The organism is Nocardioides sp. NPDC054178 (assembly GCF_055585005.1).
Genome location: NZ_JBVJKY010000005.1, coordinates 461,891 through 479,213 on the forward strand (window position 1 = coordinate 461,891; position 17,323 = coordinate 479,213).

19 protein-coding genes are annotated in these 17,323 nt (G+C 70.8%); 9 read left to right on the forward strand and 10 right to left on the reverse strand.

Annotation, left to right across the window (positions count from 1 at the left end; genetic code table 11):
* Positions 1-10: 10 nt before the first annotated feature.
* Genes recQ through ACZ6WN_RS20760 form a run of 3 tightly spaced genes read left to right on the forward strand, consistent with a single transcriptional unit; the run spans position 11 to position 2,937 of the window.
* Positions 11-1,825, forward strand: a complete 1,815-nt coding sequence (recQ, locus tag ACZ6WN_RS20750; RefSeq protein ID WP_465867214.1) for a DNA helicase RecQ — start codon at positions 11-13, stop codon at positions 1,823-1,825.
* An 11-nt stretch (positions 1,826-1,836) separates the two neighbouring features.
* Positions 1,837-2,451: a histone deacetylase gene (locus ACZ6WN_RS20755; protein WP_465867215.1), complete on the forward strand. Its 615-nt coding sequence runs from the start codon at positions 1,837-1,839 to the stop codon at positions 2,449-2,451.
* Between the two features lie 9 nt (positions 2,452-2,460).
* Positions 2,461-2,937: a DinB family protein gene (locus ACZ6WN_RS20760; protein WP_465867217.1), complete on the forward strand. Its 477-nt coding sequence runs from the start codon at positions 2,461-2,463 to the stop codon at positions 2,935-2,937.
* Here the strand turns inward: ACZ6WN_RS20760 and ACZ6WN_RS20765 are convergent.
* Positions 2,934-3,479 (reverse strand): potassium channel family protein, encoded by a 546-nt coding sequence (locus tag ACZ6WN_RS20765; protein WP_465867219.1) that lies wholly within the window; start codon positions 3,477-3,479, stop codon positions 2,934-2,936. The two genes, ACZ6WN_RS20760 and ACZ6WN_RS20765, sit on opposite strands and share 4 nt — an antisense overlap.
* Positions 3,476-5,104 carry an MFS transporter gene (locus ACZ6WN_RS20770; protein ID WP_465867220.1) on the reverse strand — a complete coding sequence of 543 codons (1,629 nt, stop codon included), beginning with the start codon at positions 5,102-5,104 and terminating at the stop codon, positions 3,476-3,478. The genes ACZ6WN_RS20765 and ACZ6WN_RS20770 overlap by 4 nt, the downstream gene beginning before the upstream one ends.
* Before the next feature lie 140 nt (positions 5,105-5,244).
* Here ACZ6WN_RS20770 and ACZ6WN_RS20775 point away from each other — a divergent pair, with 140 nt between their 5' ends.
* The 3 genes from ACZ6WN_RS20775 to ACZ6WN_RS20785 all read left to right on the forward strand — a co-directional run bounded on the left by ACZ6WN_RS20775 (position 5,245) and on the right by ACZ6WN_RS20785 (position 8,261).
* Positions 5,245-5,883, forward strand: coding sequence for a LysE family translocator (locus ACZ6WN_RS20775; RefSeq protein ID WP_465867222.1), 639 nt, complete (start codon positions 5,245-5,247; stop codon positions 5,881-5,883).
* Positions 5,884-5,948: 65 nt separating this feature from the next.
* A complete protein-coding gene (locus ACZ6WN_RS20780) occupies positions 5,949-6,941 on the forward strand; it encodes a DUF5829 family protein (RefSeq protein WP_465867223.1) in 993 nt (330 codons plus the stop codon).
* Between the two features lie 90 nt (positions 6,942-7,031).
* Positions 7,032-8,261 (forward strand): MFS transporter, encoded by a 1,230-nt coding sequence (locus tag ACZ6WN_RS20785; protein WP_465867224.1) that lies wholly within the window; start codon positions 7,032-7,034, stop codon positions 8,259-8,261.
* 21 nt (positions 8,262-8,282) lie between these two features.
* Here the strand turns inward: ACZ6WN_RS20785 and ACZ6WN_RS20790 are convergent, their stop codons facing one another.
* Positions 8,283-9,137, reverse strand: coding sequence for a carbohydrate kinase family protein (locus ACZ6WN_RS20790; RefSeq protein WP_465867225.1), 855 nt, complete (start codon positions 9,135-9,137; stop codon positions 8,283-8,285).
* 4 nt (positions 9,138-9,141) lie between these two features.
* Positions 9,142-9,963: a helix-turn-helix transcriptional regulator gene (locus ACZ6WN_RS20795; protein ID WP_465867227.1), complete on the reverse strand. Its 822-nt coding sequence runs from the start codon at positions 9,961-9,963 to the stop codon at positions 9,142-9,144.
* Between the two features lie 48 nt (positions 9,964-10,011).
* Here ACZ6WN_RS20795 and ACZ6WN_RS20800 point away from each other — a divergent pair, with 48 nt between their 5' ends.
* Positions 10,012-10,467, forward strand: a complete 456-nt coding sequence (locus ACZ6WN_RS20800; RefSeq protein WP_465867229.1) for a DUF2000 family protein — start codon at positions 10,012-10,014, stop codon at positions 10,465-10,467.
* A gap of 30 nt (positions 10,468-10,497) precedes the next feature.
* On the opposite strand, the gene ACZ6WN_RS20805 is transcribed toward ACZ6WN_RS20800, so the two are convergent.
* From ACZ6WN_RS20805 to ACZ6WN_RS20815, 3 genes are read right to left on the reverse strand one after another with little or no spacing between them, the layout of a single operon-like run.
* On the reverse strand, positions 10,498-11,718 hold the full coding sequence (locus ACZ6WN_RS20805; protein WP_465867230.1) for a M20 metallopeptidase family protein: 1,221 nt from the start codon (positions 11,716-11,718) through the stop codon (positions 10,498-10,500).
* Between the two features lie 3 nt (positions 11,719-11,721).
* Positions 11,722-13,182, reverse strand: a complete 1,461-nt coding sequence (locus ACZ6WN_RS20810) for an MFS transporter (RefSeq protein WP_465867232.1) — start codon at positions 13,180-13,182, stop codon at positions 11,722-11,724.
* A gap of 24 nt (positions 13,183-13,206) precedes the next feature.
* Positions 13,207-13,779, reverse strand: a complete 573-nt coding sequence (locus tag ACZ6WN_RS20815) for a TetR/AcrR family transcriptional regulator (protein ID WP_465867233.1) — start codon at positions 13,777-13,779, stop codon at positions 13,207-13,209.
* A 176-nt stretch (positions 13,780-13,955) separates the two neighbouring features.
* Between ACZ6WN_RS20815 and ACZ6WN_RS20820 the strand changes: the two genes are divergently transcribed.
* Positions 13,956-14,594: a dihydrofolate reductase family protein gene (locus ACZ6WN_RS20820; protein ID WP_465867234.1), complete on the forward strand. Its 639-nt coding sequence runs from the start codon at positions 13,956-13,958 to the stop codon at positions 14,592-14,594.
* On the opposite strand, the gene ACZ6WN_RS20825 is transcribed toward ACZ6WN_RS20820, so the two are convergent.
* Positions 14,569-15,270 carry an NUDIX domain-containing protein gene (locus ACZ6WN_RS20825; RefSeq protein ID WP_465867235.1) on the reverse strand — a complete coding sequence of 234 codons (702 nt, stop codon included), beginning with the start codon at positions 15,268-15,270 and terminating at the stop codon, positions 14,569-14,571. The two genes, ACZ6WN_RS20820 and ACZ6WN_RS20825, sit on opposite strands and share 26 nt — an antisense overlap.
* Positions 15,271-15,317: 47 nt before the next feature.
* Here ACZ6WN_RS20825 and ACZ6WN_RS20830 point away from each other — a divergent pair, with 47 nt between their 5' ends.
* Positions 15,318-16,085, forward strand: coding sequence for a DeoR/GlpR family DNA-binding transcription regulator (locus ACZ6WN_RS20830; RefSeq protein ID WP_465867237.1), 768 nt, complete (start codon positions 15,318-15,320; stop codon positions 16,083-16,085).
* A 33-nt stretch (positions 16,086-16,118) separates the two neighbouring features.
* Here the strand turns inward: ACZ6WN_RS20830 and ACZ6WN_RS20835 are convergent, their stop codons facing one another.
* Both ACZ6WN_RS20835 and ACZ6WN_RS20840 read right to left on the reverse strand, forming a co-directional pair.
* Positions 16,119-16,592: a GNAT family N-acetyltransferase gene (locus ACZ6WN_RS20835; RefSeq protein ID WP_465867238.1), complete on the reverse strand. Its 474-nt coding sequence runs from the start codon at positions 16,590-16,592 to the stop codon at positions 16,119-16,121.
* Between the two features lie 53 nt (positions 16,593-16,645).
* Positions 16,646-17,323 (reverse strand): HNH endonuclease signature motif containing protein (locus ACZ6WN_RS20840; protein ID WP_465867240.1); only part of this gene is annotated, 678 nt, incomplete at its 5' end.

Sequence of the window (17,323 nt, forward strand, 5' to 3'; positions counted from 1 at the left end):
GGTCACCGACGTGAGCGAATCGACCCCGGAGCTGGATGTCCTGCGCCGCGTCTTCGGCTACGACGAGTTCCGCGGCGACCAGGCCGAGATCGTCGCGCACGTGGCGTCCGGCGGCGACGCGCTGGTCCTGATGCCGACCGGTGGCGGGAAGTCGCTGTGCTACCAGATCCCGTCCCTGGTGAGGGCCGGGACCGGGGTGGTCGTCTCGCCGCTGATCGCGCTGATGCAGGACCAGGTCGACGCGCTCTCCGCGCTCGGGGTGCGGGCCGGCTTCCTCAACTCCACCCAGATGCCCCACGAGCGGCAGCAGGTGGAGAAGGCGCTGCTCGCCGGTGAGCTCGACATGCTCTATCTGGCCCCGGAGCGACTGCGGGTGCCCGAGACGGGCAGGCTGCTGGACCAGGCCAAGATCTCGCTCTTCGCGATCGACGAGGCCCACTGTGTCTCCCAGTGGGGCCACGACTTCCGGCCCGACTACCTCCAGCTCTCCCACCTGCACGAGCGCTGGCCGGAGGTGCCGCGGATCGCGCTGACCGCGACCGCCACCGCGGAGACCCGCCGCGAGATCGCCCAGCGGCTCGACCTCGAGGACGCCCGCCACTTCGTGGCCTCCTTCGACCGGCCCAACATCCAATACCGGATCGCCCCGAAGGACAAGCCGGCCAAGCAGCTCCTCGACCTGATCCGCACCGAGCATCCCGGCGAGGCCGGCATCGTCTACTGCCTCTCGCGCAACTCGGTCGAGCGCACGGCCGCGACCCTGGTCGGCGCCGGCATCCCCGCGCTGCCCTACCACGCGGGTCTCGACGCCCGCACCCGCGCGCAGAACCAGTCCCGCTTCCTGCGCGAGGACGGCATCGTCATGGTCGCCACCATCGCCTTCGGGATGGGGATCGACAAGCCGGACGTACGCTTCGTGGCCCATCTCGACCTGCCCAAGTCGGTCGAGGGCTACTACCAGGAGACCGGCCGGGCCGGACGTGACGGACAGCCCTCGACCGCGTGGCTGGCCTACGGCTTGGCCGATGTAGTCCAGCAGCGGCAGATGATCGAGACCTCCGAGGGCGACCGGGCCCACAAGCACCGGCTCGGCCAGCACCTCAACGCGATGCTGGCGCTGTGCGAGACCGTCGACTGCCGGCGGGTTCAGCTGCTGCGCTACTTCGGCCAGGCGGCCGAGCCGTGCGGCAACTGCGACACCTGCCTGACGGCGCCGGAGTCGTGGGACGGCACCGTGCCCGCCCAGAAGGTGCTCTCCACCGTCATCCGGCTCGACCGCGAGCGCAACGGACAGCGCTTCGGGGCCGGCCAGATCGTCGACATCCTGCGCGGCAAGGAGACCGAGAAGGTCCGCCAGTTCCGCCACGACGAGCTCTCGGTCTTCGGGATCGGCACCGACCTCGCCGAAAGCGACTGGCACTCCGTCATCCGACAGCTGCTGGCCCGGGAGATGCTCGCGGTCGACACCCGCTACGGCGTCTTCTCGGTCGCCGAGGCGGCCGGCCCCGTGCTGCGCGGAGAGCAGCAGCTGATGCTCCGCAAGGAGCCGCCCCGGCAACCTCGTCGCAGCAGCGGGGAGCGGAAGCCGAAGGTGGCCGCCGCCGACCTCTCGCCGGAGGCCGCCGAGGTCTTCGAGCGGCTGCGTGCCTGGCGCGGCGAGGTCGCCAAGGAGCAGGGCGTGCCGGCCTACGTCGTCTTCCACGACGCCACGCTCCGCGAGATCGCCACCCGGCTGCCGGCCAGCCGCGACGAGCTCGGGACGATCAGCGGGATCGGCGAGGCGAAGCTGGAGAAGTACGCCGACGGCGTGCTCGCCGTCCTCTAGGCTGCGCCGCGATGAGCCCCGAGGTCTGGTACGTCAGCTATGGATCCAACATGTGCCGCGACCGCCTCCGCACCTACCTGCTCGGCGGCCGACCGGTGGGCGCGCGGCGCTCGTGCGTCGGAGCCCGCACACCGGCCATGCCGGTCGACGACGTCGCCGTCGACCTGCCCGGGCGGCTCTACTTCGCGGGTGAGTCGACGACGTGGACGGGTGGGATGGCCTTCTACGACCACGACGCGGCCGGATCGTGGACCGCGGCCCGGGCCTTCCGGATGACCGCCGAGCAGTTCGCCGACGTCGCCGCCCAGGAGATGGACCGGCTCCCCGCTCCCGGAGACCCGATCGAGAAGGTCGTCATCGACGGGCTCGAGGAGGGCCGTCACGAGGCAGGACCGGGGCACTACGAGACCCTGATCGAGGTCGGCCGCCGCGACGGCTTGCCGATGCTCACCTTCACCGCCTCGCACGGCTTCGACGCCGTCCCCCACACCCAGCCGTCGGCTGCGTACGTCGCGATGCTCGTTCGCGGGCTCCACGAGGCGCGCGGCTGGGATCGCCGGCGGGCCGAGGCGTACGTCGGGGAGCGCTGCGCCCCGCACGTCGGGCACCGGCGGACGCCCGGCTAGCCTGCGCGCATGAAGATCGGACAGGCGGACGAGCGCGCGCTTCTCGAAGGAATGGTCGACATCCAGCGGGACGAGATCACCGGCATCCTCGAGGACCTCGACGAGGAGGAGGCGCGACGGCGGCTGGTCCCGTCGCTGACCACACCACTGGCGCTGGTCAAGCACGCGACCTTCGTGGAGAAGGTGTGGTTTCACGCCAGAGTCGCGGGGGTGCCGCGCCAGGAGATCGGGCTGCCCGACACCGTCGAGGAGAGCTTCGTGCTGGACCCCGAGGACACCGTCGAGTCCGTCCGGATGGCTCACCGCGCGGCCTGCGAGCGTTCCCGCGAGGTCGCCGCCGGACATGATCTGGACGAGCAGTTCGACTGGAACGGGAATCCGGTGTCGCTGCGGTTCGTCTACGTTCACCTGATCCAGGAGCTCGCCCGCCACGCCGGGCACGGCGACATCCTCGTCGAGCAGATCAACGCTTCCCGGGCCGGCTAGCCGCGAGCCCTCTTGGTCTGCGCCTGGTAGAAGATCGCGCGCACGAGCCCGGTGACCAGGATCGCGTTGAACGCGAACTGGATACAGGCGATCCCGCGCGCCGCCTGGCCGACCGGATGGATGTCCCCGTAGCCGACCGTCACCGTCGTGCTGAGCGTGAAGTACAGCGAGTCGAGCCGCGTATCCAGTCCCGCCATCTCGCCCGGCTCGGAACGGGCCAGCAGGAAGTAGGCGGCCGAGAAGGCCACGACGACGAGCACGAGCACGGTGAGGAGGCCGGGAAGCCCTTCGGACGAGCTGCCGTCGAGCACCCGAAGGATCCTGCGCGAGACCATGACCGTCAGGACCAGGACCACGCCCACCGAGATGACGATCGCGACGGCCAGCGGCAACGGGTCGTCGTCCTGGCCGAAAGGTGCGACGAAGTAGACCCCGAGCATCCCCACGACGGCACCCAACGTCTGCAACCACTCCGACCTCCGGGCCTGCTGCCGGGCAGCGGGCCGGGACGCGTCGGACTCGTCTGCCGGAGAGGTGCTCATGGCCCGCTCGAGGCGATCGGCTCGGCACCGGGCTGCCTGGTGGGCACCCGGCGGGCGAAGAACAGGGCGACGAGCGAGATCAGCGCGAGCACCGACAGCGCAGCCCGCAGCCCGTCGAGGCGGGCGGCCGAGTTCTCCTCGATGATCGCGGCCGACTCGCTGTCGGGCACGCCGGCATCGGCCAAGGCGTCCTCCAGCGCGTCGTCAGGGACGAAGGGGATTCCCCCGGCCAGGTCGACCGCAGCCGTCGAGGAGAGACTGTCGGGGACGTCGGGGTTGTCCTGGATCCCGGTGAGGAACGACGAGGTCAGGGCGGAAATCAGCACGGCGCCCGCCAGGGCCGTGCCGATCGACGCGCCCAGGTTGGTGACCGTGTTCTGCAGCCCGCCGACCTCCGAGCTCTGCTCGTCCGGGACCGCGGAGACGGTGACGCTGCCCAGCTGCGAGGCCAGCGCGCCCACGCCGAGCCCGGCCAGCAGCATCGGCCACGTGACGACTTCGGGCCCGACACCCACCTCCAGCGAAACCAGCAGGGAGACGTTGCCGGCGAAGAGGGCGGTGAACCCGAGCTTGACCACCCGGCGGGGCGAGGCATCCGGGAAGAGCTTGGGGATACCGACAGCGGCGAGCAGCAGGGTGAGGGACAGCGGAAGGATGCGTACGCCGGTCTCGACCGCCGACAGTCCGAGGGCCACCGACAGGAACAGCGGCACCGAGAAGAACAGGCCGGCCTGCAGGAGGTACTGGAAGAAGAAGGACGTCAGGCCGCCACGCAACACCCTGTTGTCGAGGATCTCCGGGTCGATCAGCGCTGACGTCCCCGCCTGCTGACGCCGTCGCTCCCATCCGAGGAACGCCCGGAGCACGAGTCCACCGGCGATGACGAGCCACAGGACGGGCGAGACGCCGAGCCACGACGGCGCGCCCTCCTTGGGGATCAGGAAGCCCCAGCTCCCCGCGCGCAGGATCCCGAACACGACCAGGCCGAGCCCGAGCGCCGACATCACGGTGCCCACCAGATCGAGGCGTGCGCTCGGATCCGCCGGGGAGTCCGTCATCCTCTTGGTCAGGAGCAGGATGCCCAGCACGATCAGGACCTCCCCGGCGAACACCAGCCGCCAGGAGGCGTACGTGGTGAGCAGTCCACCGATCAGCGGTCCTGCGGCCACGGCGATCGCGCCCGCCGCCGCCACCAGTCCGTACGCACGCGGTCGTTCGGCCCGAGCGAAGTTCGTGGCCACGAGCGAGACGATCGCCGGCATGATCAGCGCGGCCCCGACACCCTCGAGGAACGACCAACCGATGAGGAGCACGGTCAGGTTGGGAGCCAGTGCCGTCGTCGACGAGCCGACCCCGTAGATGACGCAGCCGATCGCGAAGGCCCGCTTGGTGCTCAGCAGCTGACCGACCTTTCCGCCGGTGATCATGAGGCTGGCCATGACCAGCGTGTACAGCGTGATGGCCGTCTGGATCCCCGTGACCGTCGTGTCGAGATCCTCGGCGACCGTTGCGATGGAGACGTTCATGACCGAGCTGTCCAGCGTCATCAGGAACTGCGCCGAGGCGAGCGTGAACAGGACGGCTCCCGATCCGGCGGTCACCGCTGTCTGCGTCATCTTGCTCATGACAGCCATTGGAGACGACCCGCGCGACTTGCGGATCACCCATGGCGCGTGATCCGCGCCAGGACCAGGCCGCCCGCACCGCGTCTCGCCTGCCAGAAATGGTTCGTACGTCGGGCCCGCCGTGGCGCACAATCAAGATCGTGCCGTCCCTGAACCAGTTCGCCGCCTTCGCGCTGGCCTCTTTCGTCTTCATCCTGATCCCGGGCCCGAGCGTTCTCTTCGCCCTCGGCCGGGCGCTGACCGCCGGGCGCCGCGACGCGGTGCTGTCGGTGGGCGGCAACGCGTCCGGCCAGTTCGCCCAGGTCCTGGCGGTGGCCGTCGGGCTCGGCGCGCTCGTGGCCGCGTCCGCGACGGCCTTCACCGTCGTGAAGCTGGTCGGCGCTGCGTACGTCGTCTATCTCGGGATCCAGGCGATCCGTCACCGCGCCGACGCCCGCACCGCCCTGGGCGGTGGCGAGGTCGCCGGAGTGACCGGGTGGGGTGCGGTCCGCACCGGCGTCATCGTCGGCGCGACGAACCCGAAGACGATCGTCTTCCACCTCGCGTTCCTGCCCCAGTTCATCGACACCTCGGCGCCGGCCGTTCCGCAGATCCTGCTGCTCGGTGCGATCTTCTCGGCGATGGCCTTCGCCTGCGACTCCGGCTGGGTCCTCGCCGCCAGCCGCGCCAAGGCCTGGTTCGCCCGCAAACCCAAGCGCCTCGACGGCCTGGGCGCCGGCGGCGGCGTCCTGATGATCGGACTCGGCGCCACCATGGCGACCGCTTCCCACGGCGCCTGACCGAACCGGCCACCGGCCGCCGAATTCCGAAGACAGGAGCGCCTCGGTCACCGAGACTGGGACGCATGCGGACTCCACTCTCGGGCCTCGTCGCGGCCGCCATCGCCTCCATCGCCATCACCTCCGGGGCCCTGGCGGCCCCCGCCCAGGCTTCGGAGGCAGCCCCTACTGAGGAGGGGCGTCCGGACCCGCTCCTGGCCTTCAACCACGCCTGGGCGATGGTGGACCGGGAGACGGCTGACGCGATCGAGCACTCCGACTACCTGGAGCAGTTCGCCGACCGCCGGATCAACACCGGCAACGACGGGAGCTCGACCTGGACCGGTCGCTACCTGCTCGGCAAGGAGACCTACCTGGAGTTCTTCGGGCCGGGCGACGCCCCCGACGCGGTTGCCGGTGACACCGGGATCGCCGTCTCGGCGGACCAGGACGGCGACCTGGCCATCGCGGCCGCCAACCTGCGTGAGCTGGTCGCGGACCCGGTCGAGTTCACCCAGGTGACCGACCTCGGCGACGGCGAGCCGATCCCGTGGTTCGACGCCGCCTACACGACCTCGACCTACGACACCTTCTTCTCCTGGGCGATGGAATACCGCGACGAGTTCCTCGACGACCCGCGGCTCTCCTTCCCGCCGGCCGCCTACGAGGGCGACGTCAGCCGCGATCGCTACAACCGCGACCGCTACCTCGACCACCAGATGCGCGACGTCATCGGCATCCAGATCGCCACGACCGCCGCCGACATCGAGAAGATGGTGCCGCTGTGGCGCGCCGCCGGGATCACCATCCGTGTCCTCAAGGACGGTGGCGTTCTCGCCTTCGACGGCATGACCACGATCCGCCTGCTGCCGGTTCCGGCCGAGGAGGCGGGCGTACGCCACATCATCCTCGCCCTCAACGAGCCGGCCGAGGAGCCCCACACCGAGACCATCGGCAACTCGACGCTGCACGTCGGGCCGGGGACGTACGCGTTGTGGACCTTCGACCCGATCGAGGCCGGCGCGACCACCCGTTCCAAGGGGTCCGGCAGGCCGCTCCACCCCGCCTTCGGCGGCTGACAGCGGGCCGCTGACAAAATTTTGGCACCACTTCCGCGGAGCGGAAGCTGTGTCGATGGTCACAGGACCTTTGGCTCTAGGTTTCATCCCATGAACGTGTCACCAGCTACCTCGTCGACCGCTGTCGGCGGCGAGACCCGAAACCTCTGGCCGGTCGTCCTCTGCTGGCTCGCCGTCGCCCTGGACGGCTACGACCTCGTCGTGCTCGGCGCCGTCATCCCGACCCTGGCCAAGACCGGCGACCTCGGCTTCACCGGGCCCTCCCTGACCACGGCCGCGACGCTCGGTCTGGTCGGTGTCGGCATCGGCGCGGTGGCCATCGGCCCGCTGGCCGACCGGTTCGGCAGGCGCCGGACGCTGATCAGCAGCATCGCCCTGTTCTCGTTGCTGACGCTGGCGGTCGCGTTCGCGCCGAACGCCACGGTCTTCATCGCGCTGCGCTTCCTGGCGGGCCTGGGCCTGGGCGCCTGCCTGCCGACGGCGCTGGCGTTCATGAGCGAACACGCTCGCCAGGGTCGCTCGGGCACCGCCATGACGCGGATGATGACCGGCTACCACGTGGGGGCCGTGCTCACCGCCCTGCTGGCCCTGTGGGTGATCCCGAACCTGGGCTGGGAGGCGATGTTCGTGATCGGCGGCATCGCGGGCCTGCTGACGGTGCCGGTGATGTGGGCGAAGCTCCCGGAGTCGCAGGCCTACCTGGAGACGGTCGAGACCGAGAAGGTACGTCCCTCCGAGGTCGTCCGCGGTCGCCTGCTGTGGGTCAGCCTGGGCCTGTGGGCGGCGTCCTTCTGCGGACTGCTGCTGGTCTACGGCCTCAACACCTGGCTGCCGACGATCATGGGCGAGGCGGGCTACTCCCTCGACGCCGGCCTCGGTCTGCTCCTCACCCTGAACGTCGGGGCGGTCATCGGACTCGTCCTGGCGGGCCTGATCTCCGACGCCAAGGGCAACAAGCCGACGGTCGTGGCCTGGTTCGCCGTCGCCGCGGTGATGCTGGCCCTGCTCTCGATCAAGATGGAGAGCAGCCTGCTGGTGTACGCCGCGGTGCTGGCCGCCGGAGTCTTCGTCTTCAGCGCTCAGGTGCTCGTCTACGCCTTCGTCAGCCACCTCTACCCGGCCCGGATCCGTGGCACCGCGCTGGGCATGTCCGCAGGCATCGGCCGGGTCGGCGCCATCGTCGGGCCGTTCCTGGGCGGCGCGCTCCTCACCGCCGGGATCGCCTATCCCTGGGGCTTCTACGCCTTCGCCGGGGCTGCCGTGATCGCCATGCTGGCCCTGCTGACCGTGCCGGCCCACCCGGAGGAGGTCACCGGCTAGCAGCCGCCCCCGCCGGCCGGGCTACCGGGCCAGCGCCGGGTGGAGGTGCTCGGTCTCGATCGCGACCTGCGCTTGGTCCGCCGCGGCCCGGAGCGCGACGTCGACCGGCTCCCGGCGCAGCCATGCGGCCAGGAAGCCGGCCATGAACGCGTCGCCGGCACCGTTCGTGTCCACGACGGTGGCCGGTGTCGCCGCCACCTCGTGCCGGGTCCCGTCCGCCTCCAGCGCGATCGCGCCCTTCGCGCCGAGCGTGCAGACGGCGAGGCGGGGACCGCGGTCGAGGCACGACGCCATCAGCCCCCAGGGGTCCTCGGTGCCGTCGTCGTTCATGAACACACCCTCGGCCGCGCGCAGGAAGGGCTCGTGGAACGCGGTGGCGCCGTCGTAGTCGTGCAGGTCCATCCACAGCGGGGTCCGCGGCGAGGGGATCGCCTCGAGCACCAGCCGGCCGAGCTCGCTCAGGTCGATCACCGCGAGGTCCGCCGCGGCCACCGCGCTCGCCGCAGCCTCGACCGCGGCGGCCGACGGCGTCGAGGGGGTCGAGACGTACAGCGAGACCCGGCCTCCCCCGTCGGCCATCAGGTTGACGTGCCGCTCGGTCTGCTCGCTCGCGATCGCCTCCACGACGACGCCCGCCCCGGTGAGCCGCTCCCGCAGCCGCGCACCGTCCTCGTCCTCGCCGACCGGAGCCCACAGACGTACGTCGATGCCGAGACCGGCCAGGTGCAGCGCCTTGCCTGCGGACGTGCCACCGATCGTGTGCCACGAGCGGCGGGCGAAATGCATGTGCGGCACCGGCTCGGGCAGGTGGTCCAGGGCGATCAGGTGGTTCCAGGACGCAGGACCGCAGACGACGACGCGATGTGGGGAAGGCATGCGCCTATTCAGCACCATCGGCCGGAGCCACGCACCTGCTTTGCCCGGGCCGCGGCGCGGCGAAGGTCGCCGGCGTCACGCCGAGGATGCGGCGGAAGTGTCGGGTGAGGTGGGCCTGGTCGTGGAAGCCAGCCAGCGCCGCCGCCTCGGCGGGGCGGCGGCCGTCGACGAGCAGACGGCGGGCGAGGTCGACGCGGCGACCGACGAGGTACCGGTGCGGGGCGATGCCGTAGGTCTGCGAGAACACCCGGACCAGATGGCTGGGATGACTGCCGAGCTCATCGGCGGCCGCGGCGATCGTGAACGACTCGGTCAGCCGGTCGTCGAGGAGCTCCCGCAGACGACGGGCCAGGGGTGCGTCGCGAAGCGTCGGCGCGGGGCTGCCGAGATGGTCGAGAACATGGTCGCGGACGGCGAGCAGCCAGTGCTCGGCCGCCATCAGGTCACCCGGGTCCCGAAGGGCCGCATGGACCCGCCGGGCTGCCACGATCGGGGCCGGGGCCGCGAGGGTCGGCCGGCGTACGGCGAGGCCCTGTGCGCCCGACGGCAGCCAGTCCGGCTCGAGGTAGAGCACCCGCTTGCGGTAGCCCTTCCCCTCGATCGCGGAGTGCCCGTCGTGCGGCACCCCGGGCGGCAGCAGCGTCAGCGCTCCGGGCACGGCCTGGTGGTCGCCCCGGTCCAGGCCGTACGCCACCGCCCCGTCGTCGACCAGCATCACCGCCCAGTCGTCGTGGGTGTGCATCGGATACCAGTGGTCGAACCGTGCGTGGTAGACCTCGCGCAACGACGGCACCGCGGGGTGCCAGGCGCGGACGTGATCGACCATGCAAGAAACGTACAAGACCGTGCATCGGCGACTCCGCAGACTTCAGGCATGACAACGGCTCAGACGACCTCCGAGGAAACCACGACCGCACCTCGCTTCGACACGAAGGTCGTGGTTGTCCTCGATGAGGACCTCGCTCCCTGGCAGGAGCTCAACGTGACCGCGTTCCTGATGTCCGGCATCGCGACCAGCGCCCCCGGCCTCGTCGGCGAGGCCTACCGCGACGGCGACGACACCGAGTATCTGCCCATGCTGCGCCAGCCGGTGATGGTGATGAGCGCCGACTCCGTCCTGTTGAGCAGGGCTCGCGAGAAGGCCGCCGCCCGCGACGACGTCTCCCTCGCCGTCTACACCCGCGAGCTGTTCGGCACCGGCCACGACGAGGCCAACCGTGCCGCCGTCGCCGCGGTCCCCGCGGCCGACCTCGATCTCGTCGGCATCGCCCTGCGCGGCCCCCGTAACGCCGTCGACCGGATCGTCAAGGGCGCCCGGTTCCACGACTGAGGACCTCGGCCTCGCCGCCCGGCACCCCGCTCATCCGGGAACGACCGAGCCGGAGGCACCGCGCGAGGTGCGGGCGAAGGCGATCGCGGCCAGTGCGGCCGCCTGGTCACCCAGCAGGGCGTCGTCGAAGACGACGCGCGGGGAGTGGTTCCACTCCACGGTGGCGAGATCGGTGTCGGCGGGCGAGGTGAGCAGGCCGACGAAGGTGCCGGGGACCTCGTCCAGGACGAAGGAGAAGTCCTCCGAGCCCATCATCGGGGTCGGCATGATCATGACCCGCTGCTCGCCGAACGCGCCGCGGAGCACCTCGACCGTCCCGTCGGTCTCGGCAGCATCGTTGACGGTGACGGGATACATCACCTCGAACCGCACCTGCGCCGTCAGCCCGTGGGCCGAGGCGACCCCCTCGATCACGCGCGGCAGGCCCTCCTGGAGGATCGCGAGCGAGGCGGGCGACATGTTGCGTACGGTCGCCGCGAGCTCCACCGTCTCGGGGATCACGTTGATGGCGCCGTCGCCGGTGGACAGGCGGGTCACCGAGAGCACGACCGGGTCGAACGCGTCGAAGCGCCGGGTCACGAAGCTCTGCAGGGCGAGCACGATCTCGGCTGCGGCCGGCACCGGGTCGAGGGTCTGGTGCGGCTGGGAGCCGTGACCGCCACGACCCTTCACCGTCACCGAGAGATGGTTGGAGCCGGCTGCCATCGCGCCCGGTCGCGTGGCGAAGAGACCGCGCGGACCGGGGCCGACGTGGATCGCGTACGCAGCGACCGGCCGCTCGCCGGCGACGTCGAGCAGCCCCTCCTCGATCATGACCTTGGCGCCGCCGTGCCCCTCCTCACCGGGCTGGAACATGAAGATCACCGAGCCGTGGAGCTCTTCCTGACGGGCCGCTAGGAGCCTGGCCGCACCGACGAGCCCGGCGGTGTGCAGGTCGTGGCCGCAGGCGTGCATGGCACCGTTGGTCGAGGCGAAGTCGAGCCCGGTCGCCTCCTCGATCGGCAGCGCGTCCATGTCACCGCGCAGCAGCACCGTCGGCCCGGGCAGCGCGCCGCGCAGGACGGCGACGACCGAGGTCGTGCGGGTCCCGGTGGTGATCTCGAGCGGCAGGCCCTCCAGAGCGGCAAGGACCCGCTGCTGCGTACGCGGCACCTCGAGGCCCAGCTCGGGGTCGGCGTGGATCGCCCGGCGCAGGGCGATGAGGTCGGGCAGGAGGGCTTCGGCGTCGGCGGTGAAGTCGGGAGCGGTCATGGATCAGCCTTCCGGGATGACGGTGGTCGGGGTGGTGATGGGTGCAGCGGCGGCCGCGCTCTCGCGCGGGATCCGCATGACGGCGAGCGCGAGGGCGGAGACGAGGAACGCGCCCGCGCAGACGGCCCAGACCGAGACGTACCCACCGATCGAGGAGCTCAACGAGCCCGAGGCCGTGAACGCGGCGAGCACCACGGCGAAGACGGCTCCGGCGGCCGATCCGCCGAGCGTGCGCAGCGAGTTGTAGACCCCGGCCGCGATGCCGGTCTGGTCGCCGGGCGCGAGCTCGGCGACGAGGGCGGGGAGGGCGCCGAGCAGCAGGCCCATGCCGATGCCGTTGACCGCGGAGATCAGGAAGATCTGCCACAGCTCGGCATGGAACGCGATCTGGAGGAGGAAGCCGCAGGCTGGCAGCACGGCCCCGGTGACCAGCACCGCGCGGATGCCCACCCGGCGAGCGATCGGTGCGAAGACCGCGGCCCCGAGCGTGGCCAGGATCGTGACGACCGCGGTGACCGCGGAGGCTGTGCCCGCCGTGGCGGCGAAGCCGTAGCCGGTCTCGGCGGGGTCGGCGGTGAGGAACGTCGTCGAGGGCGACTGCGCACCGAACATGACCATGCCGAAGAGGAACGCGGTGAGGTAGACCGGGCCCATCCGCCCGGAGACGATGAGACGTACGTCGATCGCCGGCGCCTCCGCGCGCAGCTCCCACACGGTCCAGAGCGCGAAGACGACCAGGGCCACGGCGAGCGTGCCGATCGTCGTGACGGAGGCGAACCCCTCGCTGGAGGCGAGCCGCAGCCCGACTAGCAGCACGACCATCGCGACGCCGATGCCGACGAACCCGACCATGTCGATCCTGGTCCGGGTGCGGGTCGTGGACTCGGGCACCTTGACGAAGACCGCATAGGCGCTGACCAGCACGAACAGCACCGGCACGAGCAGCGTCAGGGTCAGGCTCGGCAGCACCGCGGAGAACACCCCGGCCGAGATCGTGCCGAGGATCGCGCCGCCGGTGAGGCAGGAGACGAGCAGGCCGATCGACGTGCGCGCGGTGTCGCCCTTGATCCGGTTGTGGACCAGCGCGATCTCCAGCGGGAGCCATACGGCGAGCGGCCCGATGAGGATCCGCGCGGCGAGGACGACCGGATAGCTGGGCAGGAACGCCGTGACGATCGTGCCGACGAGCACGGAGACGACGCCGATCCGCAGCATCCGGCGATGCCCGAAGATGTCGCCGAGCTTCGAGAGCAGCGGGACGCAGACGGCCGCGGCGAGCGTCTGCACGGTGAGGAACCAGGTGATGTCCGAGTCCGAGACCTGGAGATGGTCCGCGATCTCACCGAGCAGCGGGGCGTAGAAGCCCTGGACGAAGCCGCTGGCGAGCTCGCAGAAGACGAGGAAGCCGACGATGGCGCGAGCGCTGATCTTCGGCGTGGACGGGGTGGGGGCGTCAGAGGACATGGTGGGCCTGTTCGTCGGCACCGGCTAGCGGCGCGGCGGTCGGGTGACGAGGGCGTCGATGATGTCGACGTAGTGCCGCTCGTCGATCTGGATGCGCTTGACCGACTGCCGATAGAGGGTGAGCCCGGCGATCGTGTCGAGAAGGATGTCGTGGTGGACATCGGCAGGGAGCTCACCTCGGGCGATCGCCCGGTCGATGATCTCGATCCCCTGCTCACGGCGGTGCTGGAAGAACCCTTCCCACAGCGCGGGAAAGACATCGGGCTCGAACATCGCCCGCATGCCGTGCACCCGCTCCGGGGAGAGCTCCTGGTTTCGCTGGTTCTGACGAGCGTGCTCGAGAAGATCGGCGCGTACGTCCCCGGTGTCAGGTGGCGCCCCGAGCTCCACCCGTGACCGGAGCACCGCCGCGACCAGTGCGCCCTTGTCGGCGTAGCGTCGGTAGATCGCGGTCTTGCCGCAACCGACCGCCTTGGCGACCTTCTCCACGCTCAGCCCGGCGTAACCCTTCTCGCCGAGCAGGCCTCCCGCCGCCTCCAGGATGCGACGCGTGAGGTCCTCATCCGTGGGCCGGCCGAGCTTCTCGTCAGATGCCATGCCGCAACGATACGATACGACCTGTTTCGTATGTGTTAAACGCGAAGAAGTCTCGCACTCCCGTGCTCCGCGGCTATCGACGTCGTCCTCGACCACCTCCGCGACCGGACTCTCGGCAGTAGTCTCGAGCAGGCGACGAGCCGACCTCGGCGTCGTCATGGTTCACGGAGGAACCCATGCCACTCACCAGAGTCCACAATCTTTCGATCTCGCTCGACGGCTTCGCGACCGGGGAGCCGCAGTCGGCCGAGGCCCCGTTCGGCCATGCCGGCGAGCGCCTGCACGAGTGGATGTTCGCCACCCGCTTCTGGGACGCGTCGGGCACCGCAGGCGCGGATGACGCCTTCGCGCAGCGACACGGCCAGGGCATCGGGGCCGAGATCATGGGCGCGAACAAGTTCGGGCCGCCGGGATGGCAGGACGACCCCGAGTGGAAGGGCTGGTGGGGTCCCAACCCGCCGTTCCACTCACCGACCTTCGTCCTCACCCATCGGCCGCGGCCACCGCTGGAGATGGAGGGCGGCACCACCTTCCACTTCCTGGATGCGCCGCCGGCCGAGGCCCTGGAGGCCGCGCTCGAGGCGGCCGACGGCCAGGACGTACGCATCGGGGGCGGCGCGACCGTGGTGCGCGACTTCGTCGCAGCCGGGCTCGTCGACCTGATGCACCTGGTCCAGGTGCCGATCGTCCTGGGCCGCGGCGTACGCGTCTGGGACGGCCTGGAGGGCACCGAGAACGACTACGACATCGAGGCCGTCTCGACGCCCAGCGGCGTCACCCACCTGACCTTCACCCGCAAGCCTGCCGACTCCTGACCGTGGCGAAGGGCCCGTCGAGGGCGGCCCACTGCAGGAGCATGATCGTCTTGCCGTCGATGATCCGGCCGTCGCGGGTCATCGCGAGCGCCTCGGCGAAGCCGAGCTCGAGCACCTCGATGTCCTCGCCCTCCTCGGCGACCCCTCCCCCTTCTCCGATGCGGCTGGCCGGGGAGTAGGCGGCCGCGAAGAAGTGGAGCCGTTCGGTCACCGATCCGGGGCTCATGTAGGCGTCGAAGACGTGGTCGACGTCGGTCAGGCTGATGCCGAGCTCCTCGGCGCTCTCCCGGCGGATGGCGGTGACCGGGTCATCGGCATCCAGCAACCCGGCGGCCGCCTCGATGAGGAGCCCGTCGGGATGGTCGTTGACGTAGGCCGGATATCTGAACTGCCGCGTCAGCAGAACCGTGCCGCGCTCGACGTCGTAGGGAAGGAGCACGGCACCGTTCCCCCGGTCGTACGTCTCGCGCTGCTGCGTCTCCCAGCGCCCGTCCTGTCGACGGTAGTCGAACGTCGTGCGCCTGAGCACGTGCCACCCCTGGGAGGTCAGCTCGACGTCTCGGACCACGACGTCCGGGTTGCGGGTCAGGTCCCGCCCGGCACGGTCGAGGCCCGTCCGGCCGCGATGGTCGGGGACCTCGACGCCGGGGCGCGCGTCGGCTTTGGCTGTCGTCATGGCGCGAGCGTACATGCAATAATGTGCAGAAACAGAAAGGAACGTGCATGCTTGTCGGGCAACGCCGCGCTCATCTTCTCCAACTTCTGGACGAAACCGGCAAGATCGTGGCCAAGGACGTCGCGGCAGATTTGGGCATCTCCGAGGACAGCATCCGGCGCGATCTGCGCGACCTGGCCGCGGAGGGACTGTGCCAGCGGGTCTACGGCGGCGCCCTCCCCGTCTCCCCCGCCGTGGCCGACTACACCGCTCGCCGCACCGTCGAGCCCGGCGCCAAGCGTGCGGTCGCGGCCACGGCCGCCGGCCTCGTACGCCCCGGCAGCACGCTCATCCTCGACGGCGGCACCACCGCCCTCGCCGTTGCCCAGGCACTCCCCCCGGACCTGGAGTGCACCGTCATCACCAACAGCCCGCCGGTCGCCTCGGCGCTGCTGCAGCACCCCCGCGCCGACCTCTTCCTCCTCGGCGGCCGGGTCTTCAAGCACTCCGCCGTCGCCTGCGGAGCGGCAGCCGTCGAAGCAGCCCAGAACGTCTCCGCCGACCTCTGCCTCCTCGGCGTCACCGGCGTCCACCCGGAAGCCGGCCTCACCACCGGCGACGCCGAGGACGCCGCGATGAAACGAGCCCTGGCCGCGCGCGCTGCCGAGACGTACGTCCTCGCCTCCTCGGAGAAGATCGGCACCGCCTCCCCCTACCGGGTGCTCCCCTGGGGTCAGATCACCGGGATCATCACCGACGCCGACCCGACCGACGCCGTGATCGAGCAGCTGTCAGCGATCGACGTCGAGATCCTGCACGCCGGCCGCGTGACCTAGGAACCGTTCGACATCACCCAGGTCGGCGCTCGGTCAGAGGGTCTTCCTCATGAGCACGCGACGGTATCCACGCTCGACCGCACACCCGGTCTCCCCATACCCCAGCCGCGCGTAGAGTCGCCGGTTCTCGGTCATGGCCTCATGCGTGTAGAGCTCGACGTGGGTCACGCCGCGAGCCGTCGCCCGAGCCTCGACCTGAGCGACCAGCGCCCGGCCGATGCCCCTCCCCTGATGGCCGGGCGCCACCCCGAGGTTCTCCAACAGCACACCGTCGTCCCCGAGGTCCCGCGTGACCGCGTAGCCGGCGACCTCGTCATCGGCCGTCGCCACCCAGACCTCCGCCGACTCGATCGCCTCCGCGTAGTCCGCGTTCATCGGCGCCGGCTCGAGCCCGATCCGCTCGACGTACTTCGCGTACGCCGCTCGCGCGATCTCCTCGAGCCGCGGCGCATCCGCCGGCTCCGCGAGTCTGATGCCGTTCGGGGTCGGCTCGATCGGGTTGCCCATGGGCACAACCGTACGCCGCGCGGGCACTCACACCCTTGGCTCGCAACCAGGGTCTATCTGCGTCGGGTGAAGCGGATGTCGCCGTTGGGGAGGCGTTCGTGGAGGTACGCCGAATCGTGGGCGCGGTGGTGGTGGCAGGAGCAGAGCAGGGCGGCGTTGTCGAGGTCGGTGCCACCGCCTTGGGCCCAGGCGAGCCAGTGGTGGGCCTCGGCCCAGGTGCCGGGGATGTCGCAGCCCTCGGCCTCACAGGTTGCGGATCGGAGCAGGAGGGCGCGACGTTGCGCGGCGGTGAAGAAGCGTTCCTTGCGCCCGAGGTCGAGGACTTCGGAGTCACTGTCGAGGACGGCGGGGATGATGCCTGCGGCGCAGGCCAGACGACGGGCCTGGGCCGCGGTGATCGGGCTGCCGCCGAGGATCTGGGCGACCCCGGCTTCCTTGCGGAGCTGATCGATATCGATGGTCACGATCACGGTGGTGGCGTCTCCGCCGTGGATGGGCAGGCGCTGTGGGTCGAGGGTCTCGAGCAGCTGGCAGAACGCGAGCCCGAGCCGGCGGTCGTAGGGCAGGTACTCGCCGGTGTCGGTGCGGGTGCCGTCGTCGCGTCGGGGTGAGGCGAAGGCCTCCAGGGTGGTCGCCAGCCGGTCCGCAGTCGCGTCCGGGACCACGGCCGTGATCCGGGTGGTGCCGTCCCCGAGCCGCCGCATGGCCAGCCGGGTCTTCTTGCGGGCGTG

Bases quoted from the DNA above. Each gene is read 5' to 3' on its own strand.
- ACZ6WN_RS20755 (WP_465867215.1), top strand. From the start codon at position 1,837: ATGAGCCCCGAGGTCTGGTACGTCAGCTATGGATCCAACATGTGCCGC.
- ACZ6WN_RS20800 (WP_465867229.1), top strand. From the start codon at position 10,012: ATGACAACGGCTCAGACGACCTCCGAGGAAACCACGACCGCACCTCGC.
- ACZ6WN_RS20810 (WP_465867232.1), bottom strand. From the start codon at position 13,182: ATGTCCTCTGACGCCCCCACCCCGTCCACGCCGAAGATCAGCGCTCGC.
- ACZ6WN_RS20815 (WP_465867233.1), bottom strand. From the start codon at position 13,779: ATGGCATCTGACGAGAAGCTCGGCCGGCCCACGGATGAGGACCTCACG.
- ACZ6WN_RS20760 (WP_465867217.1), top strand. From the start codon at position 2,461: ATGAAGATCGGACAGGCGGACGAGCGCGCGCTTCTCGAAGGAATGGTC.
- ACZ6WN_RS20790 (WP_465867225.1), bottom strand. From the start codon at position 9,137: ATGCCTTCCCCACATCGCGTCGTCGTCTGCGGTCCTGCGTCCTGGAAC.
- ACZ6WN_RS20770 (WP_465867220.1), bottom strand. From the start codon at position 5,104: ATGAGCAAGATGACGCAGACAGCGGTGACCGCCGGATCGGGAGCCGTC.
- ACZ6WN_RS20765 (WP_465867219.1), bottom strand. From the start codon at position 3,479: ATGAGCACCTCTCCGGCAGACGAGTCCGACGCGTCCCGGCCCGCTGCC.
- ACZ6WN_RS20780 (WP_465867223.1), top strand. From the start codon at position 5,949: ATGCGGACTCCACTCTCGGGCCTCGTCGCGGCCGCCATCGCCTCCATC.
- ACZ6WN_RS20830 (WP_465867237.1), top strand. From the start codon at position 15,318: ATGCTTGTCGGGCAACGCCGCGCTCATCTTCTCCAACTTCTGGACGAA.
- ACZ6WN_RS20805 (WP_465867230.1), bottom strand. From the start codon at position 11,718: ATGACCGCTCCCGACTTCACCGCCGACGCCGAAGCCCTCCTGCCCGAC.
- ACZ6WN_RS20835 (WP_465867238.1), bottom strand. From the start codon at position 16,592: ATGGGCAACCCGATCGAGCCGACCCCGAACGGCATCAGACTCGCGGAG.
- ACZ6WN_RS20785 (WP_465867224.1), top strand. From the start codon at position 7,032: ATGAACGTGTCACCAGCTACCTCGTCGACCGCTGTCGGCGGCGAGACC.
- ACZ6WN_RS20820 (WP_465867234.1), top strand. From the start codon at position 13,956: ATGCCACTCACCAGAGTCCACAATCTTTCGATCTCGCTCGACGGCTTC.
- ACZ6WN_RS20825 (WP_465867235.1), bottom strand. From the start codon at position 15,270: ATGACGACAGCCAAAGCCGACGCGCGCCCCGGCGTCGAGGTCCCCGAC.
- ACZ6WN_RS20795 (WP_465867227.1), bottom strand. From the start codon at position 9,963: ATGGTCGATCACGTCCGCGCCTGGCACCCCGCGGTGCCGTCGTTGCGC.